This is a genomic window from Novosphingobium sp. (assembly GCF_027486195.1).
Classification (GTDB): domain Bacteria; phylum Pseudomonadota; class Alphaproteobacteria; order Sphingomonadales; family Sphingomonadaceae; genus Novosphingobium.
On the sequence record NZ_JAIXPP010000049.1, the window covers coordinates 1 to 21,736 of the forward strand.

Here is a 21,736-nt window from a genome sequence, read left to right on the forward strand (position 1 = left end):
GACGCGCCTTGAAGCGCTTCTGGGTCTTGTTGATGACGTAGGTGCGGCCGCGGCGACGGATCACGCGGTTGTCCCGGTGACGATCCTTGAGCGACTTCAGGCTGTTGCGAATCTTCATGGCGAATCCTTATGCCCGAGCCGACCGGGCCGAAATTGGAACGCGGCGGTTATGCGGGAGAAAAAGGAAAGTCAACCTTCCGCGCGGATCTCGGTCAGTTTCCGTTCCCACGCCAGCGCGTGGCTTACGATCACATCGAGATCGGCAAAGCGCGGCACCCACGGCAGCGTCGCCTTGATCCGCCGGTTGTCCGAAATCAGCGAATCGGGATCGCCCGCGCGGCGGCCCTCCAGCTTGCGCTCGATCTTGTGGTTGGTCACCCGGTCCACCGCATCGAGCACTTCAAGCACCGAAAAGCCCTGCCCATAGCCGCAGTTCATCGTCAGCGAACGCTGGGGCTCTGCGATCAGCGCCTCCAGCGCCAGCACATGCGCGGCGGCCAGATCGGAGACATGGATATAGTCGCGCACGCCCGTGCCGTCGGGCGTGTCGAAATCGGTGCCGAACACGCCGACATGGCTCCGTTTGCCGAGCGCGGCTTCCACCGCCACCTTGATCAGGTGCGTTGCCCCTGCGGTCGATTGCCCGGTGCGCGCCTCCGGGTCCGCCCCCGCCACATTGAAGTAGCGCAGCGCGCAATAGTTCAGCGGATGCGCCCGCGCGGTATCCGCCAGCATCGTCTCGGTCATCAGCTTCGACATGCCGTAGGGATTGATCGGCGCCTTCGGGCTGTCCTCCGTGACCGGCGAAACCTCGGGAATGCCGTAGGTCGCCGCGGTCGAGGAGAAGATGAAGTGCGAGACCCCGGCCTCCACCGCTGCTGCGATCAGCGCCCGGCTTTTGGCGGTATTGTTGTGATAGTATTTGAGCGGATTCTCGACCGATTCGGGCACGATGATCGATCCGGCGAAGTGCATCACCGCGCCGATCTTCTGCTCGGCGAAGATCCGCGCGAGCAGTGCGCCATCCTCGATATCGCCTTCATAAAGCGGCACACCATCGGGGATCGCAAAGCGGAAGCCCGTGGTCAGATTGTCGATCACCGCGACCGGCCAGCCCGCATCCTTCAGCGCCAGCACCGCGTGGCTGCCGATATAACCGGCGCCGCCGGTGACGAGAACGGGGACCTTGCCCATGCGAATCACTCCCTAAGTAAATGCTGCAATGCACTAGCAGGCTCCGTTTGCGTTGGAATCGACAAAGGAACCGTTCATGTGGCTGACAGCCCTCAGGACTTAGTTTCGCCGCTCGTCCGTCCCGAAAGGCCTTGCATGAAGTTCACCACGCCCCTCCTCGCCGCGCTCTTCGTCTGCAGCGCGGCCCCTGCGCTCGCGCAGGGCATGCCCGGCGAAGGGCGCTGGGGCGGTGGCGGCGGCTGGCAGGACCCCGATCCGCGCTATCCTTCCGCCCGCCAGAGCGCGCAGCCTTCGAAGAAGATCGACGTGACGGCCTACCGCAGCGCCGATGCCGAAGCGCTGCTCGGCAAAGGCCGCATCGTTGTCAGCCGCATGGCCACCGACGCCGGTGATAACGAGGATGGCAAGCTCCCGGTCTACGAAGCTGCGGTCATCGACGAGCTCGCCCGACGCGGCTATGATACAGCCACGGCCATCGATCCCGGCCAGATCGCCGAAATCGGTGTCAGCCACAGCGTGGCCGTGCCGGAAGAGGCACCGCACAAGAAGGTCAGCGGCGCAATGAGCACCACCGTCAGCAATCGCGGCAGCGGCTTCGGCCTTGCGCTCGCGGTCGATCTTACCAAGCCGGCCAAGGCGATCGTCGCCACCCGGCTCGATCTGCGCATCCGCGACAAGGCCTCTGGCCGCGTCCTGTGGGAAGGCCACGCCGAAGGCGAAGCGCGGGAGGAAGACGGCGGCATCAACAACAGCCAGATGGCCGCTCGCCTCGCCACCGCGCTGCTCAAGAAGTTCCCTGATGGCCAGGTCGTCCAACCTCTCGCGGCGGTGACGCCGTGAAGGCCCGCATCCTTCTCACTGCGCTAGCGCTCCTCGCGACTCCCGCGCTCGCCGCCCCCGTCGAAGTCACGCGGTTCCACACCCCCGAAAGCGTGACCACGCTGGGCCGGGGCGCAGTGTCTGTCATTGCGGCACCCGGCATGGACGCGAGCAGCCTTGAAACCCGCGTCTGGCTCCAGGCCGTGGAAGCCGAACTTGCCGCGCTGCGCTTCGGCACCGCCACCCCGGGCGCCGCCGATGCGGTCGCGGAAGTACGCGTCGAACGTGAAGTGCAGCGCACCGAACGCCAGCGCGGCCCGGTCTCGGTCGGCGTCGGCGGCTCGACCGGCGGCTGGAACAGCGGCGTCGGGCTCGGCCTCGGCTTCAATCTCGGCGGGGGGCCCAAGGCGCGGGTCTACACCCGGCTGGTCGTCACCATCCGCAGCCGCACCACCGGGCTTTCGCTTTGGGAAGGCCGCGCGGAGAATGTCGAGCGCGAGAAGGCCAAGGAGGCCGCCGTCGATCTCGCCGCACCGCGTCTCGCCCATGCCCTTTTCTCGGGCTTTCCCGGAACGTCGGGGGCGACTATCACGGTCAAATGACTTCCCAACAGATCAGCGTCGACGCAGGCTTTGACAGCGGCAACATCGAAGTTCTCGGCATAGACGGTGCCAGCGCCCGGCTCGCCATCCGGCGCGATGCCAGTTCCGAATTCTTCCAGTGGTTCCATTTCCGCGTCAGCGGCTGTGCGGGGCGCGCGCTCGAACTGAAGATCACCGGCCTCGCCTCCGCCGCCTATCCCGATGGCTGGGTCGGCTACAGCGCCTGCGTTTCGGAAGACCGTGACACCTGGTACCGCGCCGACACCCGCTATGATGCGCCCCTCGATGGCGGCACCATGACGATCCGCTACACGCCCGAGGCGGCGACCTGCTCCTTCGCTTATTTCGCGCCCTATTCGATGGAGCGGCACCACGATCTCGTCGCCGAAGTCGCCGCCTGCGATGGCGTGACCCACCGCGTGCTCGGCACCAGCCTCGATGGCCAGCCGATCGATTGCCTCTCGCTTGGAGGGACTGGCGGCGAAAGCGACAAGCAGGTCTGGCTGATCGCGCGCCAGCACCCCGGCGAATCGATGGCCGAATGGTGGATGGAAGGCGCGCTCGAGATGCTGACCGATCCGGCCGATCCGCACGCGCGCAAGCTGCGCCAGCTCTGCCGTTTCCATGTCGTGCCCAATTGCAATCCCGATGGATCGCGGCGCGGCCACTTGCGCACCAACGCGGCAGGCGTGAATCTCAACCGCGAATGGCACGAACCCAGTGCCGAGCGCTCACCTGAAGTCGTCGCGATCCGTGGTGCCATGGACGAGACCGGCGTCCACTTTGCGATGGACGTCCACGGTGATGAGGCGATCCCGGCGGTGTTCTTCGCCGGCTTCGAAGGCATCCCCGGCTGGACCGAAGCGCAGGGTGAGGCCTATCGCCGCTACCGCGCGATCCTCGAACGCCGCACGCCCGATTTCCAGACCAGGCGCGGCTATCCGGTGGCGCGTCCCGGCAGGGCCAACCTCTCCATGGCCACCAACCAGATCGCCGAGCGTTTCGGCGCCGTCGCGATGACGCTCGAGATGCCGTTCAAGGATAACGACGATCTGCCCGATCCGGCGCAGGGCTGGAGCCCCGAGCGCAGCAAGCTGCTGGCGCGCGAATGCCTCGCCTCGCTGCTAGAATGGCTGGCCTGATCGCGCACGCTTTAACGGTTTGTTAGGCAATCAGGGCGCATGAGCGTGATATGGCCCGCGCTATCGCCCTCGTTGCTGCCGCACCTGCCGCCTCTCTGGCGGAAGTGCTGCGCTCGGCCATCGTGTTCGGCTCGGCATTCGCCCTGATCCTCGCCGGCCGCGCCTTCCCGCTGCTCTGAGGCGCGGCAAACCCTCACACCTTCTGCATCGCTGAAAGACGGCCTGCCTTGTGGGCAGCCCGTTGCCGCCGGCTGCGCGCATAAATCGCGAAGGATTCGCAATATCATCCTTGCAAGTGCGAATGACTCGCAATAGAGAAGCTCTTGAGAATGCCTCTCAAGAAGGAATCGCCCGTGAAAGCGCTCGCCGCCCTGCTCCTCACCTCCAGCGCCCTCTTGCCGTTCGCCGTGCAGGCCGAACCGGCGGAGATGGCAGCGGATGCGGGCGATGCGGGTGCCGATGCCGGCGATGGCGCAGACCGACGCCCCATAGTGGTCACCGGCCATATCGAAAGCTACCGCAGCGATACCGCCGCCGGCGTCAAGGCGCCCACGCCGCTGCTCGATGTGCCGCAGTCCGTCACCGTGCTCAGCCGCGAACAGCTCGACGATCAGGGCGTCACCCAGCTCACCGATGCGCTCCGCTACGTCCCCGGCGTCGTTCTCGCGCAGGGCGAAGGCAACCGCGACCAGATCGTGCTGCGCGGCCAGAACACCACCGCCGACTTCTTCCTCAATGGCCTGCGCGACGACACGCAGTATTACCGTTCGCTCTACAACATCGACCATGTCGAGGTGCTGCGCGGCGCCAATGCGCTGCTCTTCGGGCGCGGCGGCGGCGGCGGCGTGATCAACCGCGTGCGCAAGGCCCCTTCCCTTTCGGGCCAGAGCCTCGGCGCCAGCGCCGCCGTCGGCACCTTCGGCGATTTCGCGCTCGCCGCCGATCTCAATGCCCCGCTTTCGCAGACCATCGGCGCCCGGCTGAACGGCACTTACGAAGAGTTCGACAACCACCGGCAGGATTTCCACGGCCGCTTCATCGGCGTGAACCCCACGCTGGCCTTCGCGCCCTCCGCCGATACCCGGATCGACCTTTCCTACAACTACGACGATGATCGCCGCACCGCCGATCGCGGCGTCCCCTCGCTTGGCGGCACACCGCTCGAAGGCTACCGCGATACCTTCTTCGGCCGCAAGGACACGAACATCGCGGCGGTGAAGGCCCATATCGTCGAAGCGCGCCTCACACAGCAACTGGCGGAGAGCCTGACGCTCACCGTTGCCGGCCAGTACAGCCACACCGACAAGTACTACGCCAACATCTTCGCTGGCGCCGCAGTCAATCCCGCCACCAACTCGGTTTCGCTCAGCGCCTATAACAGCACGGTCCTGCGCGAGAGCTGGATCGGTCAGGCGAACCTGACCTGGCAGGGCAAGACGGGCCCCATCGGCCACACCGTGATCGCCGGGATCGAAGGCGGCGACCAGGCCACCGACGCCGCCCGCTCCGAAGGCATCTTCCCGGGCAACAAGGCCTCGGCCACCATCGCACTCGCCGATCGGCTGGATATTCCCGCCATCACTTTCGGCGCGCCCAGCCGCTCGACCCACGCCAAGGTCACCACTGTCTCGGCCTATGTGCAGGATCAGATCGAGCTGGCGCCCTTCCTCCAGATCGTCGCCGGCGTGCGGTATGACAGCTTCAAGATCCGCGCGGACAATCTGCTGAACAGCACCAGCGCCGGGCGCACCGATCACAAGTGGTCTCCCCGTGCCGGCGTGATCGTCAAGCCCCGCGCCAACGTCTCGCTCTACGGCAGCTACACCAAGAGCTTCCTGCCCCAGTCCGGCGACCAGTTCAGCGCGCTCGATGCGGTGCAGGCCACGCTCGCGCCCGAGGAATTCCGCAACCTCGAAGTGGGCGCCAAGTGGGACGTGACCCCCGCCCTGGCGCTCACCGCCGCCGCCTACCGGCTTGACCGCGAAAACTCACGCTTCAACGATCCCGTCACCGGCCTGCCCTTGCTTTCGGGCAAGACCCGCACGCGCGGGATCGAGCTGTCCGCCACCGGCAAGATCTTGCCCCAGTGGCAGGTCAGCCTCGGCTATGCCCTGCAGGACGGCAAAGTGCGCTCTTCGACGACCGCCGCCCCAGCCGGCCGCGCGCTCGCGCTTCTGCCCGAAAGCCAGATTTCGCTGTGGACCCGCTACGACGTGACCGACAAGCTCGGCCTTGGCCTCGGCGTGACGCACCAGTCCTCGGCCTACGCCACCATCAGCAACACGGTGACCCTGCCAGCCTGGACCCGCGTCGATACGGCGGTGTTCTACAACCTCACCAAGTCGGTCTCGGTCCAGCTCAACGTCAACAACCTGCTGAATGAGCAGTATTTCCCGACCGCGCACACCGACAACAACATCTCCACCGCCCAGCCCCGCAGCGCGAGGCTGACGGTGCGGATGGGGTTCTGAGACCTACAACCCCGGCGTCGTCGCGGTTACCGGCACCGGCAGCGGCACGCCGGGCTCCACGCCCCGTGCGATCCGCCCGGCGCGCTGGATCGTGCGGACAAGGCGAGGATAGACGCCGCAGCGACAGATATTGGTGATCGCGGCCTTGATATCCGCCTCGGTCGGATCGGTATTGTGCGCCAGCAGCGCAGCTGCCGCCATCACGAGGCCGGGCGTGCAAAAGCCGCACTGGAGCGCCTGTTCGGCGACAAAGGCCTGCTGCACCGGATGGTTGCGATCCGGCGAGAGGCCTTCGATCGTGGTGACAGTCCGCCCCTCCGCCTCGCCGAGAACAAGCGTACAGCTCGGCATGGCCTGACCGTCGACGATGACCATGCACGCGCCGCATTCGCCGGTGCCGCAGCCATACTTCGTGCCGGTCAGATTGGCAGCATCACGCAGCGCCCAGAGCAGCGGCGTGTCGCTCTCCAGCTTGATCTCGATCGGCTGGTTGTTGACGGTGAGGATGGCCATAGGAGTGGGCTCGCTACTGCTTGCTCAAGCCGCACCCACTACACCGCTCACCCTGAGCTTGTCGAAGGGTGCTGGCACAACAGTCGTGCATGATGCTTCGACAAGCTCAGCATGAGCGGATCTCGCGAAATGGCTCTGAGTGCCGCTCAATCCCGCCAGGAGCGGTCGATCTGATCGATCCGCCGAGTCCAGGCGTTGAAATCGCCCACGCCGGGGCCACCGCCGGGAGGGTTCGCCATGTTGAGATCGCGCTGGTGCACGTTGATCACGTCCTGCGAGATCATCACCGGCGGCCGGCCCATCGAAAGCGTCGCCATCTGGATCTCGCAAGCGCGCTGCAGCGCCCACATCTGCACGAACATGCCCTGCAGGTTCTTGGCCATCACCACCGGGCCGTGGTTGCGCAGCATGAGGATGTTCTTGTCGGCAAGGTTCGCCAGCAGTCGCTCGCCCTCTTCGGCGCGGACGGTGATGCCCTCGAAATCATGATAGGCAAGCCGGCCCATGAAGTTGCAGGCGTAGAAGTTGATCGGCATCAGCCCTTCCTCGAGGCTGCACACCGCCATCGATGCCGTGGTGTGGACATGGCAGATGGCATGGGCCCAATCGAGGTGGCGATGGAAATAGCCGTGCTGGGTAAACCCGGCGAGGTTCACCGGATGCGGATTGTCATCGAGCTTGTTGCCGTCGATGTCGATCTTGACGAGGTTGCTCGCGCAGACTTCGGAATAGAGCAGCCCGAAGGGATTGATGAGGAAGGCGCCCTCTTGATCCGGCACGCGCAGCGAGATGTGGTTGTAGACCGATTCGGACCAGCCCATCAGATCGAAGATGCGATAGCAGGCCGCCAGTTCCTGCCGCGCATGCCATTCGGCATCGCTGCAATTGATGTTGGGGCGGATCTGGGTGGCCATTGCGTACTCTCCCGCTATCATTCTCTTTGATGTGCAATCTCTATCGCATGACCAGCAACGTGCAAGCCATTGCGCAGCTATTCCGGGCCGATATCGCGGGGCGCAACCTCCCGGCGCTCGCCGAGATCTACCCCGATGGCGAGGCACCCGTGGTCGTTGCGGAAGGCGAGAGGCGAACACTGGCGATGATGCGCTGGGGCTGGCCCCCGTTTGGCGAGGTGAAGCGCCCGATCACCAATGTGCGCAATCTCGCCTCCCCGATGTGGCGCAGTGCACTCGCCGATCCGGCGCGGCGCTGCCTCGTCCCCGTTACCGCCTTCTCCGAATGGTCCGCCGTCCCCGATCCGGTGACCGGCCGCAAGCGCAAGCACTGGTTCGATCTGCTCCCCAATTCTCAGGAGGGTGATCCGCTCTTCGCCTTCGCCGGCCTCTGGCGCCCTGCCGAGGAAGGCCCGCGCTTCGCCTTCCTCACCTGCGCCCCCAACGAAACGGTCGGCCGCATCCACCCCAAGGCCATGCCCGTGCTCCTGCGCCCCGGCGAAGCCTTTGATCGCTGGCTCAGCGCAGACGGCACAGACGCAGCGGCCATGCAGGCGCCGCTGGAGGATGCGCTGATGCGCGAAATCGCCGAGGAAGCGCCGATGCCTCCACAGGGCAGCCTGTTCTGAAGGACTACGCTTCCCCGAACAGCTGCCGCTGCGATTTCTCCAGTTCGTCGAGAGTGCGCCGCCGCGCATGGCGTTCGGTGACCACGCCCACGACGACACCCTTCTCGTCGACGACGGCCAGTTCATCCGCGCTCAGCCGGTCGAACAAGGCAATGATCGTGTAGGCATCGTCGCCGGGGTGCAGCGAGACGTCGGCCATCCCCGCCAGCGCCGCGATCGGCGTATCGGGCGCAAGGTCCGGGGCATAGGCGGCGGCGGTCGGAACAATGCCGCGATAGCGCCCTTCGCCGTCCACCAGCAGCGCCTTGCTCGCCGAACCAAGCGGGACGCGCGCGCGGAACACATCGACCGGGCAGTTCTCGGGCACCTGCACCCAGTCGCGCCGCATCATCCGCGCGGCGGTGAGGCTCGCGGCCCAGCCGATATCGCGCGGGCCACGGATCGAGGACCCACGCACGTGCAACCGCCAGGTGGAAAAGGAATAGCCGAACAGTTCACGGGTCAGCGCGCTCGAAAGCAGCGCCGCCGTCAGCACAACTCCCATCAGCGCGAAATCATGCGTAGTCTCCAGCATCAACAGCGCCAGCGTCATCGGCCCGCCCACGATCGACACGCTGAGCGCGGCCATGCCGACAAGGGCGGCATCGTTGGGGCTCACCGCGAGCCCGACACCAGCGGCATTGACTGCGCCCGCGAAGATCTGCCCCGCCAGCGAGCCGATGAACAGCGAGGCAAAGAACAGGCCCCCACGGAATCCGAAACTCAAGGAGATAATCGAGGCGGCAATCTTCAGGCCCATGATGATCAGCAGCACCTGCACTGCTGGCTGCAGCACAAGATTGAGATGCAGCGCGCCGTGACCCGCCGACAAGGTCTGCGGCGAAGCCAGCGCCAGCGGGATCAGCAGAAAACCGCCAGCAACCGGCTTCCACCGGCCAAGCCAGGCCCAGCCCTGCACACGCGATTCGGCCAGCGTCACCAGCCGCATGATCACGATGCCAAGCAGCGCGCAGGCGATGCCCAGCGCGGCGTAGAGCAGATAGTCGGTGAACGTGATCGCCTTGTCGTCGCTCAGCGCGATGAGCCACGGTTCACCCCCCAGCGCCTTGGCGGTATAGACCCCCGACAGCGCCGCCGCGATGACCGGCGCAATCGCAGCCGGCGTATAGCTGCCGATCACGATCTCGAAGGCATAGAACGCGCCCGCCAGCGGCGCGCCAAAGGCCGCGCCGATGCCCGCACCCGCCCCCGCACCGACAAGCGTGCGCAAATCGTTGCGCCGCAGCTTGAGCCACTGGCCGAGCATCGAGGCAAGCCCGCCCCCCATCTGCGTGAAGGCCGCTTCCAGACCCACCGATGCGCCCGCGCCGTTGGAGAGGATCGTCTGCACGGCAATCACGAGATTGTCCGCCGGCGCAATGCGTCCGCCGTGGAGCGCGTTGGCCTCCACGACATCGACTGGCGTGCGCACACGTTTGCCCAGCGCGAGCGTGAAAAGCACCAGCGCCAGCCCGCCCAGCGGCAGCGCCTGCAGCCGCCAGGCATGGTGGATCTGCCCCAGCGCGCTGAGGCGATTGAAGGTCACGCCATAAAGCACTTCCTGCAGTCCATGCGCGAGCTTCTGCTGCACACGGGTGAGCAGCCCCGCACCGGCACCGGCCCCGGCGGCAAGCAGGATGAAGGCGGCCTCGCTCTGGCGAAGGCGCTGGCGGCTGCGGATGATCCGCGGGCGGGCCCAGGCCATCAAACCGTCAAGCACACGCGCGCTCCTCGATTCCAGGGTCGGCCCGACTCGGGGAACGAAATCAACGAGATGGCCATGACAGGATCAGTCCGCCATGGTCCTTTCCCCCGGCGCGCGCAACCGGGTTTCGGCCTGCTGGACATTGCAGATTTCTCGTTTCACACTCGCCGTCGAAGTCGTTTTGGGGAATGGGGCGTTATGGCAAAGCATCTCAAATTCGCGTTCGCGGGATTGGCCGCGCTGGCCGCCGCAACAAGCCAACCCGCAGCGGCATCCGACAAGGCCGACCGGGCCAAAGTCGCCGCAGCGATCCGCGCCGATCATGATGCCGCGGTCGAGCGTTTGCGCGCATGGATCAAGCTGCCGACGATCGCCAACATGGGCCTGAACCACAAGGAAGGCGCCGAATACATGCGCCAGCTCGCGCTCGATGCCGGGTTCCAGATGGCAAAGGTCATTCCCACCGATGGCGTCCCCGGCGTCTTCGCCACGCTCGATGCCGGCGCCAAGGCAACGCTGGCGATCTACTTCATGTACGATGTGAAGCATTTCGACCCCAAGGAATGGTCCTCCCCGCCGCTCGAGGGCCGGTTGGTCGATCGCCCCGGCGAAGGCAAGGTCATCGTCGGGCGCGGCGCGGTCAACCAGAAGGGGCCGGAAACCGCGTTCCTCACTGCCCTGCGGGCGTTCAAGGCTTCCGGCGTGAAGCTGCCGGTAAACCTCGTGCTGGTGGCCGAGGGCGAGGAGGAAATCGCCTCGCCGCACTTCTCGCAGGTCGTCACCCATCCCGAAGTGCTGACTGCGCTGTCCAAGGCGGTGGGCGTGATCATTCCCGATGCCGGCCAGTCGGTCGACGGACAGGTGACCTTGCTGCTCGGCGCGAAGGGCGCGGTTGAACTGCAGCTGATCTCCAGCGGCGAAAAGTGGGGCAAGGGACCCACGAAAGACATTCACTCCAGCCTGATGGCCAATGTGGACAGCCCCGCATGGCACCTGATCAAGGCGCTGGACACACTCGTCGCCGACGACGGCCATACGCCCGCCATCGACGGCTGGTTCGAGAACGTGAAGCCGCTGACCGAACGCCAGAAGCAGCTAATCGCCGCAGATATCGCCGCCGGCAACGAAGCGGACGAGAAGAAGAGCCTCGGCATCAAGCAGTGGTACGCCGGGGAGGATTATCTCACCGCGTCCTACCGCCTCGCTTCGCAGCCTACGGTGAACATCCAGGGGCTGGTCAGCGGCTACATGGGGCCGGGTGGCAAGACGGTCCTGCCCGGCCGGGCCGAGGCCAAGATCGACCTGCGGCTGGTGCCGGACATGACCAAGGACGAGGCTGTCGCCAAGCTCAAGGCCCACCTCGCCAAACGCGGCTTCGGCGATATCGAAGTCAACGTGAGCGGCGGCTACGGCCCGACGCAGACCGACGAGAACAGCGCGCTGATCAAGGCCGAACAGGCCACGCTGGCAGCGGCGAAGATTCCGCAGACCATGTCGGCGCGGTCTGCCGGTAGCTGGCCGGGCGTGATCTTCACCGGCCCGCCGCTGCACCTGCCGGCGGGATCATTCGGCGCAGGCCGGGGCGGCGGTGCACATGCGCCAGATGAGTGGTTCCTGATCGACAGCACCAATCCCAAGGAGCTCGGCTTCGACCAGCAGGCCACCCTGTTCGCCGACTTCCTCTACGAAGTCGCGCGGAGCGGAACCGGAAAACCCTGAACCGCCACCGGCGCAATGATCGACAGGATAGTGCCATCAACGAAGAAGCCGACCAGGCGCTGGGCAGAGCGGAGCGGCGCTTTCTGCGCCGGATATTCAACGGCCGGACTGTGCCGATCAGCGCCGATGGCCGACCCTTCCTGACCTACAAGGAGGCCAGCCGGTATCTCTTGTCGCTGGCGCCCGAGGCGCGGGAGTTGGCCTATGCGCAGATGAAAGGCGGCGCGGCCGAGATTGCGGGAAGCTAGAGCCCAGCGGCAATCTGGTCGGCGGCGGTGGTCGCTTCGGCGCTGAGCTCACGCAAGGCCTTCGCGGTGTCCGCCAGCAGGCCGTCGGTGATCGGCCGCTCGCCATTGATGAACCGCCGAATCGCGCGCTCGTCGATCCTCAGGCGGCGCGCAAAGGCGGTCGTGCCGCCAAACAGCTGGACACAGTACGCGAAGTGATCTTGCCGGTTTTGCATCCCGGCTTCCATACGTCGTCCTGCGGCCAAGGCAATGCGCTCACTGAAAGCGGAGCGTGTTCTCGAACCCTTCGCCCGTCTTGGTCATCCGGGCGAGCTTCCTGAGGTTAGCCCGGACATACCGCTCGAAGCGGCGGTCATCGTAGATCCCCGTAACCGGATAGTCCTCCTGGGCGAGCAGGTCCTTGAGGCGGTCGGCGAGTGCGGCCTGATCATCCTTGCTTGCCGCGATCCGCAAGGCCCCGCAGACCCATTCTTCCGCTGCGGCCTTGTCGTAGTCATCCTGCGCGGAATAGCCCTGCTTGTCCGCGACCACCTGATCGAGCCGCGCAGCTTCGAGTCGGCTGGCCAGCCACTTGCGGACCTGCGCGCCATCCCATGCCTTTGGCGCGCCGCTCACCCTAGTTGCCGTCCGCATCAACCACGAACACCATCGGCTTGCCGCGAGACTCAGGCTCCCACCCGGCTTCGAGCGCAGCCCGGATCCCCCGCGTCACGATCGCGTCGCTGATCTGCAGCCGTCCGCGCTGCAGGCCCTTCATCAAGCGCTTCGGCGTGGGAAACTCGAGCAGCGCCTCGCGCTGCGTGTGTTTGCGCAGCAGGCCGATGGTCATGCCTTTCCAGCCATGATTCTCGCTCCACTGCGGCTCGCTGCGCAGCTCCCATTCGTAGGGATGCCCGTCGACATCGAGGATGCCGGATAGTCTGGGGGTGCTGGTCATGCTGACATGCCTAGCAGGTCTGGCCCGTCATCACCGCCACATTATCGATCAGGCGTGCCTTGCCGAGATGCGCCGCCACCAACAACCGCGCCGGGTGGCCATCCCATATGGCCACATCTTCCAGCGTCACGGCATCGCGCAGATCGGCATAATCGATGCTGCGAAAGCCCGCGGCCAGCACGGCAGCCTTCAGCGCAGCAAGCGCGTCCGCCACCGGCTCTCCGGCCAGGATCTTCGCCGCAGCCTCGCGCATTGCGCGGTTCATCGCCGGGGCGGCTGCGCGCTCTTGCGCCGTCAGGTACTTGTTGCGGCTGCTCATCGCGAGCCCGTCCGCCTCGCGCACCGTCTGCACGCCAAGGATGTTGTCCGCTTGCGGGTGCGTCAGATCGAGATCGCGCGCCATGCGGCGGATGATCGCGAGCTGTTGCCAGTCCTTCTCGCCGAACAGCGCGACATCCGGCTGCACCTGGTTGAACAGCTTGGTGACAACCGTCGCCACACCGTCGAAATGCCCTGGCCGCGCCGCGCCGCAGAGCACTGCATCGAGCCCGCCTACCTGCACGGTCGTCGCATAGCCGGCCGGATAGATCACCTCGACCGTTGGCGCCCACAGCACGTCCACGCCTTCCGCCTCGAGCAGCGCCGCATCGGCCTCAAGCTGGCGCGGATAGGTCGCAAGATCCTCGTTCGGCCCGAACTGCCGCGGATTGACGAAGATCGAGACGACGACATGCTCGGCAAGCCGCTTCGCTTCGCGCACCAGAGTGAGGTGGCCTTCGTGCAGTGCGCCCATCGTGGGCACGAGTGCCAGTTTGGGATGGTCTCCGGCCTTGGCGGAATTGTCCCCCGATTTCAGCGCGGAAAGCGCAGTGCGCAGCGGTTCCAGAGCAGTCAGGATTTGCACGCGCCACGGCTCTCCAGTAATCCCCCGGAAGGGGGCGAACAGTCCCCGAAAAGGGAAAGGCCCTCTAGCCCTGAGCCCTGCCCGGCGGCAAGGGGGGCCGCACCTCACAGAAAGGATGATCGCTTGCTCGCCGCCCCCTACCGAATCGTCTTCGCCAACGAAAAGGGCGGCACCGGCAAGTCGACCACGGCGGTCCATGTCGCGATCGCGCTGGCCTATCAGGGCGCGCGAGTCGCCGCGATCGATCTCGATTCCCGCCAGCGCACGATGCACCGCTACTTCGAAAACCGCGCCGAAACCATGCGCCGACGCGGCATCACACTGCCAAGCGCAACTTTCGAAGTCTATGACGGCACCAACACCGAAGAGCTTGACGCGCTTGCTGCTCGGCTAGGCGAAAGCCACGATTTCCTCGTGTTCGACACCCCCGGCCGCGACGATCCGCTCGCCCGCCATGTCGCGACCAAGGCCGATACTCTCGTCACCCCGCTCAACGACAGCTTCGTCGATTTCGACCTCATCGGGCAGGTCGACGCGGAGACCTTCAAGGTCCGCCGCCTCTCGTTCTATGCCGAACTGATCTGGGAAGCCCGCAAGAAGCGCGCGATGGCGACGATCAAGGAAGCCCGCAAGGAAATGGACTGGGTCGTCGTGCGCAACCGCACCGGCTATACCGAGGCGCGCAACCAGAAGCGCATCGATCAGGCCCTCATCGAGCTTTCCAAGCGCGTCGGCTTCCGCATCGCCAGTGGCCTGTCCGAACGCGTGATCTACCGCGAACTCTTCCCGAGCGGCCTCACCCTGCTCGACAAAGGCCATCTCGGCGAGCTTGGCACCAGCCACCTTGTCGCGCGGCAGGAGCTGCGCACGCTGGTCGCCGGTCTTGCGCTCAAGTTGCCGGAACGCGGCCAGCTTGCGATGGAAGTGGTGCAGTGAAGTTCCTGCTCCTCGCGGCACTTGCCTGCCTCGCTGTGAAGATGCTGGCGGGGCGGTGGCCGTGGGAACTGTGGGGCCCCACAGCAAAGGAAGTGGCCGAGAAGCGCGCGCGCAACCTGCTCGGCCTTCGCGCCGATGCCGGCTACGACGAGATCATCGACGCGCACCGCCGCCTGCTGATGAAGGTCCACCCCGATCGCGGCGGCACCACGGATGGGGTGCACGAAGCCAATGCCGCGCGTGACCTGCTGCTCGCCCGCATTTCCGCGCGCGGCCCGGATTCACGGGATTGAAGGTTCGGCCATCGCGCCGGCCCACGCCGCCATGTTCGGGGTGAGCGAGATATGCTCAGGTCAGGCTGGTTCCGCGCGGGGCCGGCCGGCATGAGCCACCAGTTCCACCCAAGCATCCTGCGCGAATACGACATTCGCGGCACGATCGGCAAAACGCTCGGCGCCGATGACGCCCATGCTCTTGGCCGCAGCTTCGGCACCCGTGTCCAGCGGGATGGTCGGCGCACCGTGGCTGTCGGTTATGATGGCCGCCTCAGTTCGCCGATGCTGGAAGAGGCGCTGGTGGCAGGGCTCTGTGCCAGCGGCGTCAATGTCCGCCGCATCGGTCTCGGCCCGACACCGATGCTCTACTATGCCGCCGCCTCACTGCCAGAGGTGCAGGATGGCATTCAGATAACTGGCAGCCACAATCCCCCCGATCAGAATGGCTTCAAGGTGGTATTTCGCGGGGGTCCGTTCTTCGGTCCAGATATACTCGATCTCGGCCGCCTCGCCGCCCAAGGGGATTGGGCGCAAGGCGACGGGACGGCCGAGTCCGTCAACATCATGGATGCCTATGTCGAGCGGTTGCTCGCCGGGCTGGAAGGTATCGCGCCAGATGCCGGGAAACACCTCTTCCCCGAGAGCCTCGCCATAGCGTGGGATACCGGCAACGGTGCTGCCGGACCGGTTGTCGAGCGTCTCGTCGCTCGCTTGCCCGGTCGTCATGTCCTGCTGCACACGCATGTCGATGGATTGTTTCCTGGCCATCATCCCGATCCTTCCGTTGAGGCCAATCTTGCCGATCTCAGGCAGGCCGTCGCGCGGGGACGGCTCGACTTCGGATTGGCCTTTGATGGCGACGGCGACCGATTGGGGGTTGTGGACAGCCTGGGCCGCGCACTGGCGGGCGATCAGCTCCTCATGGTGTTTGCCGAAGATGTGCTGAAAAGGCAGGCAGGCGCGACAGTTATCGCCGATATCAAGGCAAGCGGGGCGCTGTTCGACCGGGTCCGCGCGCTCGGCGGCCAGCCGTTGATGTGGAAAACCGGCCATAGCCACATCAAGTCCAAAATGAAGGAGACTGGTGCACTGCTGGGCGGCGAAATGACCGGGCACGTGTTCCTTGCGGACGATTACTACGGATTCGACGATGCGCTCTACGCCGCGGTGCGCCTGATCGCGGCGACCATCCGCCTCGGCCGCACGGTGACCGAGTTGCGCGATGCCATGCCCGCGATGGTCAATACGCCCGAGCTCCGGTTCCCGGTTGACGAGACGCGCAAGTTCGCGGTGATCGACGAAGTCCGCGCCCGGCTCGCCGCGCAAGGGGCGGAGATGATCTCCATCGACGGCGTGCGGGTGACAACGCCCCGGGGCTGGTGGCTGCTGCGGGCCTCCAACACCGAGGCGATGCTCACCGCGCGTGCCGAGAGCGAGAACGAGGCAGACCTCGCCGCGTTGCTCGCTGCCCTCGACGCGCAATTGGCCGCTTCAGGGATAAGGCGCTAGTATCCGCCAGGTGACAGGCGACGCCATCCCTCCCGAGATCGAAGCCTGGTTCACCGGGCGCGGCTGGCGCGTGCGGCGGCATCAGGCAGAAATGCTCAGCGCCGACGATGCCGGGCAGCATGCCTTGCTGGTCGCCGATACGGGCGCGGGCAAGACGCTTGCGGGCTTCCTGCCGACCCTCGCCGCGTTCACGCCTTCGCGCCTTGGCGAGGCCTCGCCGCCCGAGGGGCTGCACACGCTCTACGTCTCGCCGCTCAAGGCCCTCGCGCACGACGTGCAGCGCAACCTTCTGACGCCGATCACCGAAATGGGGCTGCCGATCACGGTCGAGACGCGCAGCGGCGATACGCCATCCGATCGCAAGGCCCGCCAGCGCGCGCGGCCGCCGCATGTGCTGTTGACCACGCCCGAATCGCTTTCGCTCCTCCTCAGCTATCCTGAAAGCGCGCAGCTGTTCAGCACAGTGCAGCGCGTGGTAATCGATGAGGTCCACGCCTTCGCGACCTCCAAACGCGGCGATCTGCTCGCCCTCGCGCTCACCCGACTACAGGCGCTGGCGCCGGGGCTGCGCCGCGCCGCGCTCTCCGCCACGCTGGCCGATCCGAAGAGCTTCCGCGCGTGGCTCGCGCCGTGGGGCGATCTGGATGGCACCACGCTCGTCGAGGGCGAGGCCGGAGCGCCGGCGGAAGTCGATATCCTCCTGCCCGACGATGGCCAGCGCGTGCCATGGGGCGGGCACGCGGCCGCCTGGGCCGTCCCGCAGCTCTACGAGGCGATCCGCCGTAACCGCACCACGTTGGTCTTCACCAACACGCGGTTCCTTGCGGAATACATCTTCCAGCTGCTGTGGGATGCCAACGAGGACAAGCTCCCCATCGGCATCCACCACGGCTCGCTGTCCAAGGAAGCGCGGCGCAAGGTGGAAGGCGCGATGGCGCGCGGCGAACTGCGCGCGCTCGTCTGCACCGCCAGCCTCGATCTCGGCGTCGACTGGGGCGATATCGACATGGTCGTCCAGATGGGTGCGCCCAAGGGTTCCTCGCGCCTGCTCCAGCGGATCGGCCGCGCCAACCACCGGCTCGATCAACCCAGCCGCGCCATGCTTGTACCCGGCAACCGGTTCGAGTTCCTCGAGGCCATGGCCGCGCGCGATGCGGTCAATGAAGGTCAGCGCGATGGCGAGGATTTCCGCCCTGGCGGGCTCGATGTGCTCGCCCAGCATGTCATGGCGATTGCCTGCGCAGGGCCGTTTGGCGAGGCGGAGTTGCTGGCCGAAGTCCGGTCATCGTTGGCATATGCCTGGGTTGGCGAGGCGATTTGGGAGCGCGTGCTGCAGTTCGTTGCCACGGGCGGCTACGCGCTGCGCTCCTATGACCGATTTCAGCGGATTGTCCGCCTGAAAGACGGCACATGGCGGCTGACCCACCCGCAGCAGGCCGCGCGTCACCGCCTGAATGCGGGCATCATCGTCGATTCCGAAATGCTCGAAGTGCGCTTCCGCAACGGGCGCTCGCTCGGCAAGGTCGAGGAAAGCTTCGGCGCGGGGCTGAAGCCCGGCGATACCTTCCGTTTTGCCGGGCTGGACCTTGAGGTTGAGGGCGTCCGCGACCTTGAACTGATCGTGCGCGGGGCCAAGTCCGCCGGGCAGATCCCTAGCTACAACGGCGCGCGTATGCCGCTGACCACCCATCTTTCCACCCGCGTGCAGGCCATGCTGGCCGACCGCACAGGCTGGGCACGCTTCCCTGACGATGTGCGCGAATGGCTTGAAGTGCAGGACTGGCGCAGCCGCCTGCCTGCGCCAGGTGAGCTGCTGGTCGAAAGCTTCCCGCATGGCGGGCGGGCCTACACTGTCTACTATACCTTCGAGGGATGGAATGCGAACCAGTCGCTTGGCATGCTGATCACCCGGCGCATGGAAGATGCGGGCCTCTCGCCAATGGGGTTTGTCGCCAACGACTATGCGCTCGGCGTGTGGGGCCTGCGCCCCGTAAAGGACCCGGCGCGGCTGCTCTCGCCCGATATCCTCACCGATGAGTTCGTGGAATGGGTCCAGAACTCATACCTCTTGCGCCGCGCCTTCCGCGAAGTGGCGGTGATCTCCGGCCTCGTCGAGCGGCAGCAGCCGGGCGCGCGGAAGAGCGGGCGGCAAGTCACCTTCTCGACCGACCTGATCTACGATGTGCTGCGCAAGCACGAACCCGAACACCTCCTGCTCGAAGCCGCCTGGGCCGATGCCCGCGCACGGATGACGGATGTGGGCCGACTGGGCGCTTTGCTGGACCGCGCGGCAGCCGAGCTGATCCATGTCGAGCTCGACCGTGTGACGCCGCTGGCCGTGCCGCTGATGGTGATGATCGGGCGCGAATCTGTGCCGGCGGGTATGGCCGATGAGGAACTGCTGCTCGAGGCCGAAAGCCTCGCCTCGGCAGCGATGCGGCCGGAGTGAAGCGGGGTTTCGCGCAGAGGCGCGGAGACGCGGAGACGGATAGTGCGCGGCCTCGCGCAGTGATCGCCGGGATTTTGTGCCATGACGCGTTGCTGCTGGCAGATCATCTGGTGATCCGGATATGCCTGCGCCGCTGGCCACCCGCTCGTACTGACCTCCCGCTGCGCCTCAGCGCCTCTGCGCGAAACCCTTCTTTTTGCGGACGCTGCGATCTCTGCGCAGACCTGATTGAAGCGGCGCTTCACCACGAAAAAGGGGCGGATTGCTCCGCCCCTTGATCATCTGTGGCTGAGAGCCCGCGTCGTTACTTGCTGAACGTCGCGAAGTTCTCGTTGCCCACGAAGCCGAACTTGCTGACCTTCACCTGGGTGATGATCTTGAGCATGCGGTTCGCGATTTCATACGAGGCATATTCCTCGGGCTGGAACTGCAGTTCCGGCTCGGGGTTCATCGCCTTGGTCGCCTGAAGCAGCGAGACAAGGTTGCCCTCGGTGATCGGCGTGCCGTTCCACAGGATCGTATTCTGCGTCGTCAGCACCAGCTTGTTCTTATCCGTCTTGATCGGCGGATTCGTCGTCGGCGGCTGCGCCTGCGGAAGGTCGATGTTGACCGAGTGGGTGGCCACGGGGATGGTGATGATGAACATGATGAGGAGCACGAGCATGACGTCGATCAGCGGCGTCGTGTTCATTTCCATCATCGGCGAGCCATCGTCTTTGCCGCCGCTCATTGCCATGGGAGGTACTCCTGTCTGGTATCGTGTGCCCGGGTGTCTTCGCGCCAGTGCTGACTAGCGTCAGCCGTTCGGATCAACCGGGGTGGAGATGAAGCCGACCTTGGGATAGCCCGCGATCTGCACGTTGTAGATCGTGCCGGCAACGCACTTCCAGGGGACATTGACGTCGCCGCGGATGTGCACTTCGGGGATCTTGTCGGGCTCCATGTTCTGCGCGCCGCCGGCCCGCTTCACGATCGCATCAAGCCGGTCGAACGCCATTTTGTAGAGTTCGTTGTTATCCACCGGGGTGACGTTGTTGATGTAGACGCGGCAGGTGCCGGTCCGCGAGGAGCCTTCGTAGCCGCCCTGGCCGGGGCTGCGTCCGCCAGCGTCGGTCGAAACGACCGTCACGAGCAGGTTCTCGACCTTGTCCTGCGTCTCTTCGGACGGCAGCACCGGAACCTTGAGCTTTTCGACGGTCTGGATCGCGACCGGAACCGCGATGAGGAAGATGATCAGCAGCACGAGCATCACGTCCACGAGCGGCGTGGTGTTGATGTCCGACATTGGGCGTTCATCGCCGCCCGCGCCGCCTGCAGATATTGCCATTGGTTAGTTCCTATCCGATCTTTCCACGGTGAACCGGGTCTTTGCTGGCTTTTTGGAGCCATCGCAGCCCCGGCTGGAACCCGCGTTGTTCCCGAGGATGGGTGGCAGGCCAGCTCGTTAGAGAATGGCCCACCGATCCCATCTTCGCCTCCGCGTATTCGGGCCTTACTTCTTGGCCGGTGCCGCAGCCGGAGCGGCGGGCTTGGCAGCCGGAGCAGCCGGGACGGCAGGCTTGACCACGCCCTTCGAGGCGAGGTTGGCGAGCACGTCGGTGCTGAAGCCGGTCAGCAGTTCGGCGATGCGCTTGTTGCGGGCCTGCAGGTAGTTGTAGGCGAGCACTGCGGGAACCGCGACGAGCAGACCGAGCGCGGTCATGATCAGCGCTTCACCGACCGGACCCGCGACCTTGTCGATCGAGGCCGAACCGGCGATGCCGATGTTGATGAGCGCGCCGTAGATGCCGACCACGGTACCGAACAGACCGATGAACGGCGAGGTTGCACCGACGGTCGCGAGGAACGGCAGACCGCCAGCGAGCTTCGCGTTGATCGAGGCTTCCGAGCGGGCCAGCGAGCTGTGCATCCAGTCGTGGCTCTCGGATTCGTCCATCTTGCCGGCCGCGTCTTCAGCCGAAAGGCCGTCGTCGACGATCTGGCGCCAGGCCGAGTTCTTCTCGAGCTTCGAAGCGCCTTCACGCAGGCCGGCGGCGCGCCAGAAGCCCGCAAGCGACTGGTGCTGCTTGAGCACCTTGGACTGCTCGGCCCACTTGGTGAAGAGGATGAAGAACGAACCGACCGACATGAACACCAGAATGGTGAAGGTCGAGAGCGGGATCCAGGCGGGCTTGCCGCCGGGGAACAGAACTTCCGCGATACCAAACTTGTTCTGGGGCGCGGCAGTAGCGGCAGCTGCGGCGAGCGTGTGGATGAGCATTCGGGTCTTCCTCTTCAAAATTTCGTACAAAGGGTCAAAAAGATAAGCTCGGGCGTCGCGGCCCTCCCCAAAGGAAAGGCCGCGCCAATCAGATCAGTCCTTCGGGATCACCCACCGGATCGAGTTTGTGTACGAACCGGTTGTGGGATTGCCTTCACCGTCGGTTGCCGGCGCAAAGCGAGCGCGGCGGCGGACGTTGTCGCACGTCGCCTGATCGAGATCGGGGCTGCCGCTCGACCTGGTGATTTCGCAGGACGTAACCTTGCCGTCGGTACCAACGGACACGCGGAACCCGGTGACGCCTTCACGCTCCTCGCGCAGAGCGCGCGACGGATAGTCGTTCGACGTAGCCCAGTTACCAGGGCTACCCTTCGGCGCCGGGCCTTTCGGCTGGAACTTGGGCGGCGGCGGCGGGGGCGGCGGCGGCGGCGC

At 65.7% G+C, this 21,736-nt stretch carries 25 protein-coding genes; 12 read left to right on the plus strand and 13 right to left on the minus strand.

Annotated elements, in window-relative coordinates:
* A partial coding sequence (gene ykgO / locus Q0071_RS09585) for a type B 50S ribosomal protein L36 (RefSeq protein WP_298168114.1) occupies window positions 1-118 on the minus strand: 118 nt, incomplete at its 3' end.
* Between the two features lie 71 nt (window positions 119-189).
* A complete protein-coding gene (gene galE / locus Q0071_RS09590; RefSeq protein WP_298168048.1) occupies window positions 190-1,194 on the minus strand; it encodes a UDP-glucose 4-epimerase GalE in 1,005 nt (334 codons plus the stop codon).
* Window positions 1,195-1,329: 135 nt separating this feature from the next.
* Here galE and Q0071_RS09595 point away from each other — a divergent pair, with 135 nt between their 5' ends.
* The 5 genes from Q0071_RS09595 (at window position 1,330) to Q0071_RS09615 (ending at window position 6,228) form a co-directional block, all read left to right on the plus strand.
* Window positions 1,330-2,034, plus strand: a complete 705-nt coding sequence (locus Q0071_RS09595; protein ID WP_298168051.1) for a DUF4136 domain-containing protein — start codon at window positions 1,330-1,332, stop codon at window positions 2,032-2,034.
* A complete protein-coding gene (locus Q0071_RS09600) occupies window positions 2,031-2,615 on the plus strand; it encodes a DUF4136 domain-containing protein (RefSeq protein WP_298168054.1) in 585 nt (194 codons plus the stop codon). Before Q0071_RS09595 ends, Q0071_RS09600 begins: the two co-directional genes overlap by 4 nt.
* On the plus strand, window positions 2,612-3,757 hold the full coding sequence (locus Q0071_RS09605) for a M14-type cytosolic carboxypeptidase (protein ID WP_298168057.1): 1,146 nt from the start codon (window positions 2,612-2,614) through the stop codon (window positions 3,755-3,757). The genes Q0071_RS09600 and Q0071_RS09605 overlap by 4 nt, the downstream gene beginning before the upstream one ends.
* A gap of 50 nt (window positions 3,758-3,807) precedes the next feature.
* Window positions 3,808-3,936: a hypothetical protein gene (locus Q0071_RS09610; protein ID WP_298168060.1), complete on the plus strand. Its 129-nt coding sequence runs from the start codon at window positions 3,808-3,810 to the stop codon at window positions 3,934-3,936.
* Between the two features lie 174 nt (window positions 3,937-4,110).
* Complete coding sequence (locus tag Q0071_RS09615) at window positions 4,111-6,228, plus strand: TonB-dependent siderophore receptor (protein ID WP_298168063.1); 2,118 nt, start codon at window positions 4,111-4,113, stop codon at window positions 6,226-6,228.
* Between the two features lie 3 nt (window positions 6,229-6,231).
* Here the strand turns inward: Q0071_RS09615 and Q0071_RS09620 are convergent, their stop codons facing one another.
* Window positions 6,232-6,741 carry a (2Fe-2S)-binding protein gene (locus tag Q0071_RS09620; RefSeq protein WP_298168066.1) on the minus strand — a complete coding sequence of 170 codons (510 nt, stop codon included), beginning with the start codon at window positions 6,739-6,741 and terminating at the stop codon, window positions 6,232-6,234.
* Window positions 6,742-6,887: 146 nt separating this feature from the next.
* Window positions 6,888-7,655 carry a class II aldolase/adducin family protein gene (locus tag Q0071_RS09625; RefSeq protein WP_298168068.1) on the minus strand — a complete coding sequence of 256 codons (768 nt, stop codon included), beginning with the start codon at window positions 7,653-7,655 and terminating at the stop codon, window positions 6,888-6,890.
* Between the two features lie 29 nt (window positions 7,656-7,684).
* Between Q0071_RS09625 and Q0071_RS09630 the strand changes: the two genes are divergently transcribed.
* Window positions 7,685-8,323 (plus strand): SOS response-associated peptidase family protein, encoded by a 639-nt coding sequence (locus tag Q0071_RS09630; protein WP_298168072.1) that lies wholly within the window; start codon window positions 7,685-7,687, stop codon window positions 8,321-8,323.
* 4 nt (window positions 8,324-8,327) lie between these two features.
* Here the strand turns inward: Q0071_RS09630 and Q0071_RS09635 are convergent, their stop codons facing one another.
* Window positions 8,328-10,067: a chloride channel protein gene (locus Q0071_RS09635; RefSeq protein WP_298168117.1), complete on the minus strand. Its 1,740-nt coding sequence runs from the start codon at window positions 10,065-10,067 to the stop codon at window positions 8,328-8,330.
* 198 nt (window positions 10,068-10,265) lie between these two features.
* On the opposite strand from Q0071_RS09635, the gene Q0071_RS09640 reads away from it, so the two are divergent.
* Both Q0071_RS09640 and Q0071_RS09645 read left to right on the plus strand, forming a co-directional pair.
* Window positions 10,266-11,786: a M20/M25/M40 family metallo-hydrolase gene (locus Q0071_RS09640; RefSeq protein ID WP_298168075.1), complete on the plus strand. Its 1,521-nt coding sequence runs from the start codon at window positions 10,266-10,268 to the stop codon at window positions 11,784-11,786.
* A gap of 110 nt (window positions 11,787-11,896) precedes the next feature.
* Window positions 11,897-12,034: a hypothetical protein gene (locus tag Q0071_RS09645; protein ID WP_298168078.1), complete on the plus strand. Its 138-nt coding sequence runs from the start codon at window positions 11,897-11,899 to the stop codon at window positions 12,032-12,034.
* Here the strand turns inward: Q0071_RS09645 and Q0071_RS09650 are convergent.
* From Q0071_RS09650 to panC, 4 genes are read right to left on the minus strand one after another with little or no spacing between them, the layout of a single operon-like run.
* Entirely contained in the window at window positions 12,031-12,249 is a 219-nt protein-coding gene (locus tag Q0071_RS09650) for a hypothetical protein (RefSeq protein ID WP_298168080.1), read from the minus strand. The two genes, Q0071_RS09645 and Q0071_RS09650, sit on opposite strands and share 4 nt — an antisense overlap.
* Before the next feature lie 40 nt (window positions 12,250-12,289).
* Window positions 12,290-12,667: a hypothetical protein gene (locus tag Q0071_RS09655; RefSeq protein ID WP_298168083.1), complete on the minus strand. Its 378-nt coding sequence runs from the start codon at window positions 12,665-12,667 to the stop codon at window positions 12,290-12,292.
* Window positions 12,651-12,971, minus strand: coding sequence for a hypothetical protein (locus Q0071_RS09660; RefSeq protein ID WP_298168085.1), 321 nt, complete (start codon window positions 12,969-12,971; stop codon window positions 12,651-12,653). Before Q0071_RS09660 ends, Q0071_RS09655 begins: the two co-directional genes overlap by 17 nt.
* 10 nt (window positions 12,972-12,981) lie before the next feature.
* Entirely contained in the window at window positions 12,982-13,875 is an 894-nt protein-coding gene (gene panC, locus Q0071_RS09665; protein ID WP_298168088.1) for a pantoate--beta-alanine ligase, read from the minus strand.
* Window positions 13,876-13,998: 123 nt separating this feature from the next.
* On the opposite strand from panC, the gene Q0071_RS09670 reads away from it, so the two are divergent.
* The 4 genes from Q0071_RS09670 (at window position 13,999) to Q0071_RS09685 (ending at window position 19,044) form a co-directional block, all read left to right on the plus strand.
* Window positions 13,999-14,811, plus strand: coding sequence for a division plane positioning ATPase MipZ (locus Q0071_RS09670; protein WP_298168091.1), 813 nt, complete (start codon window positions 13,999-14,001; stop codon window positions 14,809-14,811).
* Window positions 14,808-15,104 carry a molecular chaperone DnaJ gene (locus Q0071_RS09675; RefSeq protein ID WP_298168094.1) on the plus strand — a complete coding sequence of 99 codons (297 nt, stop codon included), beginning with the start codon at window positions 14,808-14,810 and terminating at the stop codon, window positions 15,102-15,104. The genes Q0071_RS09670 and Q0071_RS09675 overlap by 4 nt, the downstream gene beginning before the upstream one ends.
* Before the next feature lie 90 nt (window positions 15,105-15,194).
* Window positions 15,195-16,595: a phosphoglucomutase/phosphomannomutase PgmG gene (gene pgmG, locus Q0071_RS09680; protein WP_298168096.1), complete on the plus strand. Its 1,401-nt coding sequence runs from the start codon at window positions 15,195-15,197 to the stop codon at window positions 16,593-16,595.
* 10 nt (window positions 16,596-16,605) lie between these two features.
* Window positions 16,606-19,044 carry a ligase-associated DNA damage response DEXH box helicase gene (locus tag Q0071_RS09685; RefSeq protein WP_298168099.1) on the plus strand — a complete coding sequence of 813 codons (2,439 nt, stop codon included), beginning with the start codon at window positions 16,606-16,608 and terminating at the stop codon, window positions 19,042-19,044.
* A 304-nt stretch (window positions 19,045-19,348) separates the two neighbouring features.
* Here Q0071_RS09685 and Q0071_RS09690 read toward each other — a convergent pair whose 3' ends face one another.
* The 4 genes from Q0071_RS09690 to Q0071_RS09705 all read right to left on the minus strand — a co-directional run.
* Window positions 19,349-19,780 (minus strand): biopolymer transporter ExbD, encoded by a 432-nt coding sequence (locus tag Q0071_RS09690; protein ID WP_298168101.1) that lies wholly within the window; start codon window positions 19,778-19,780, stop codon window positions 19,349-19,351.
* Window positions 19,781-19,840: 60 nt separating this feature from the next.
* Window positions 19,841-20,371, minus strand: coding sequence for a biopolymer transporter ExbD (locus Q0071_RS09695; RefSeq protein WP_298168106.1), 531 nt, complete (start codon window positions 20,369-20,371; stop codon window positions 19,841-19,843).
* 165 nt (window positions 20,372-20,536) lie between these two features.
* Window positions 20,537-21,304, minus strand: a complete 768-nt coding sequence (locus Q0071_RS09700) for a MotA/TolQ/ExbB proton channel family protein (RefSeq protein ID WP_298168109.1) — start codon at window positions 21,302-21,304, stop codon at window positions 20,537-20,539.
* Between the two features lie 93 nt (window positions 21,305-21,397).
* The coding region (locus tag Q0071_RS09705; RefSeq protein WP_298168111.1) for an energy transducer TonB at window positions 21,398-21,736 on the minus strand (339 nt) is incomplete at its 5' end.

What these genes read in the sequence shown, in the direction of transcription:
- galE (WP_298168048.1), bottom strand. Translation starts at nt 1,194, where the DNA reads ATGGGCAAGGTCCCCGTTCTCGTCACCGGCGGCGCCGGTTATATCGGC.
- Q0071_RS09595 (WP_298168051.1), top strand. Translation starts at nt 1,330, where the DNA reads ATGAAGTTCACCACGCCCCTCCTCGCCGCGCTCTTCGTCTGCAGCGCG.
- Q0071_RS09605 (WP_298168057.1), top strand. Translation starts at nt 2,612, where the DNA reads ATGACTTCCCAACAGATCAGCGTCGACGCAGGCTTTGACAGCGGCAAC.
- Q0071_RS09610 (WP_298168060.1), top strand. Translation starts at nt 3,808, where the DNA reads ATGGCCCGCGCTATCGCCCTCGTTGCTGCCGCACCTGCCGCCTCTCTG.
- Q0071_RS09620 (WP_298168066.1), bottom strand. Translation starts at nt 6,741, where the DNA reads ATGGCCATCCTCACCGTCAACAACCAGCCGATCGAGATCAAGCTGGAG.
- Q0071_RS09625 (WP_298168068.1), bottom strand. Translation starts at nt 7,655, where the DNA reads ATGGCCACCCAGATCCGCCCCAACATCAATTGCAGCGATGCCGAATGG.
- Q0071_RS09630 (WP_298168072.1), top strand. Translation starts at nt 7,685, where the DNA reads ATGTGCAATCTCTATCGCATGACCAGCAACGTGCAAGCCATTGCGCAG.
- Q0071_RS09635 (WP_298168117.1), bottom strand. Translation starts at nt 10,067, where the DNA reads ATGGCCTGGGCCCGCCCGCGGATCATCCGCAGCCGCCAGCGCCTTCGC.
- Q0071_RS09640 (WP_298168075.1), top strand. Translation starts at nt 10,266, where the DNA reads ATGGCAAAGCATCTCAAATTCGCGTTCGCGGGATTGGCCGCGCTGGCC.
- Q0071_RS09650 (WP_298168080.1), bottom strand. Translation starts at nt 12,249, where the DNA reads ATGCAAAACCGGCAAGATCACTTCGCGTACTGTGTCCAGCTGTTTGGC.
- Q0071_RS09655 (WP_298168083.1), bottom strand. Translation starts at nt 12,667, where the DNA reads ATGCGGACGGCAACTAGGGTGAGCGGCGCGCCAAAGGCATGGGATGGC.
- Q0071_RS09660 (WP_298168085.1), bottom strand. Translation starts at nt 12,971, where the DNA reads ATGACCAGCACCCCCAGACTATCCGGCATCCTCGATGTCGACGGGCAT.
- pgmG (WP_298168096.1), top strand. Translation starts at nt 15,195, where the DNA reads ATGAGCCACCAGTTCCACCCAAGCATCCTGCGCGAATACGACATTCGC.
- Q0071_RS09690 (WP_298168101.1), bottom strand. Translation starts at nt 19,780, where the DNA reads ATGGCAATGAGCGGCGGCAAAGACGATGGCTCGCCGATGATGGAAATG.
- Q0071_RS09695 (WP_298168106.1), bottom strand. Translation starts at nt 20,371, where the DNA reads ATGGCAATATCTGCAGGCGGCGCGGGCGGCGATGAACGCCCAATGTCG.
- Q0071_RS09700 (WP_298168109.1), bottom strand. Translation starts at nt 21,304, where the DNA reads ATGCTCATCCACACGCTCGCCGCAGCTGCCGCTACTGCCGCGCCCCAG.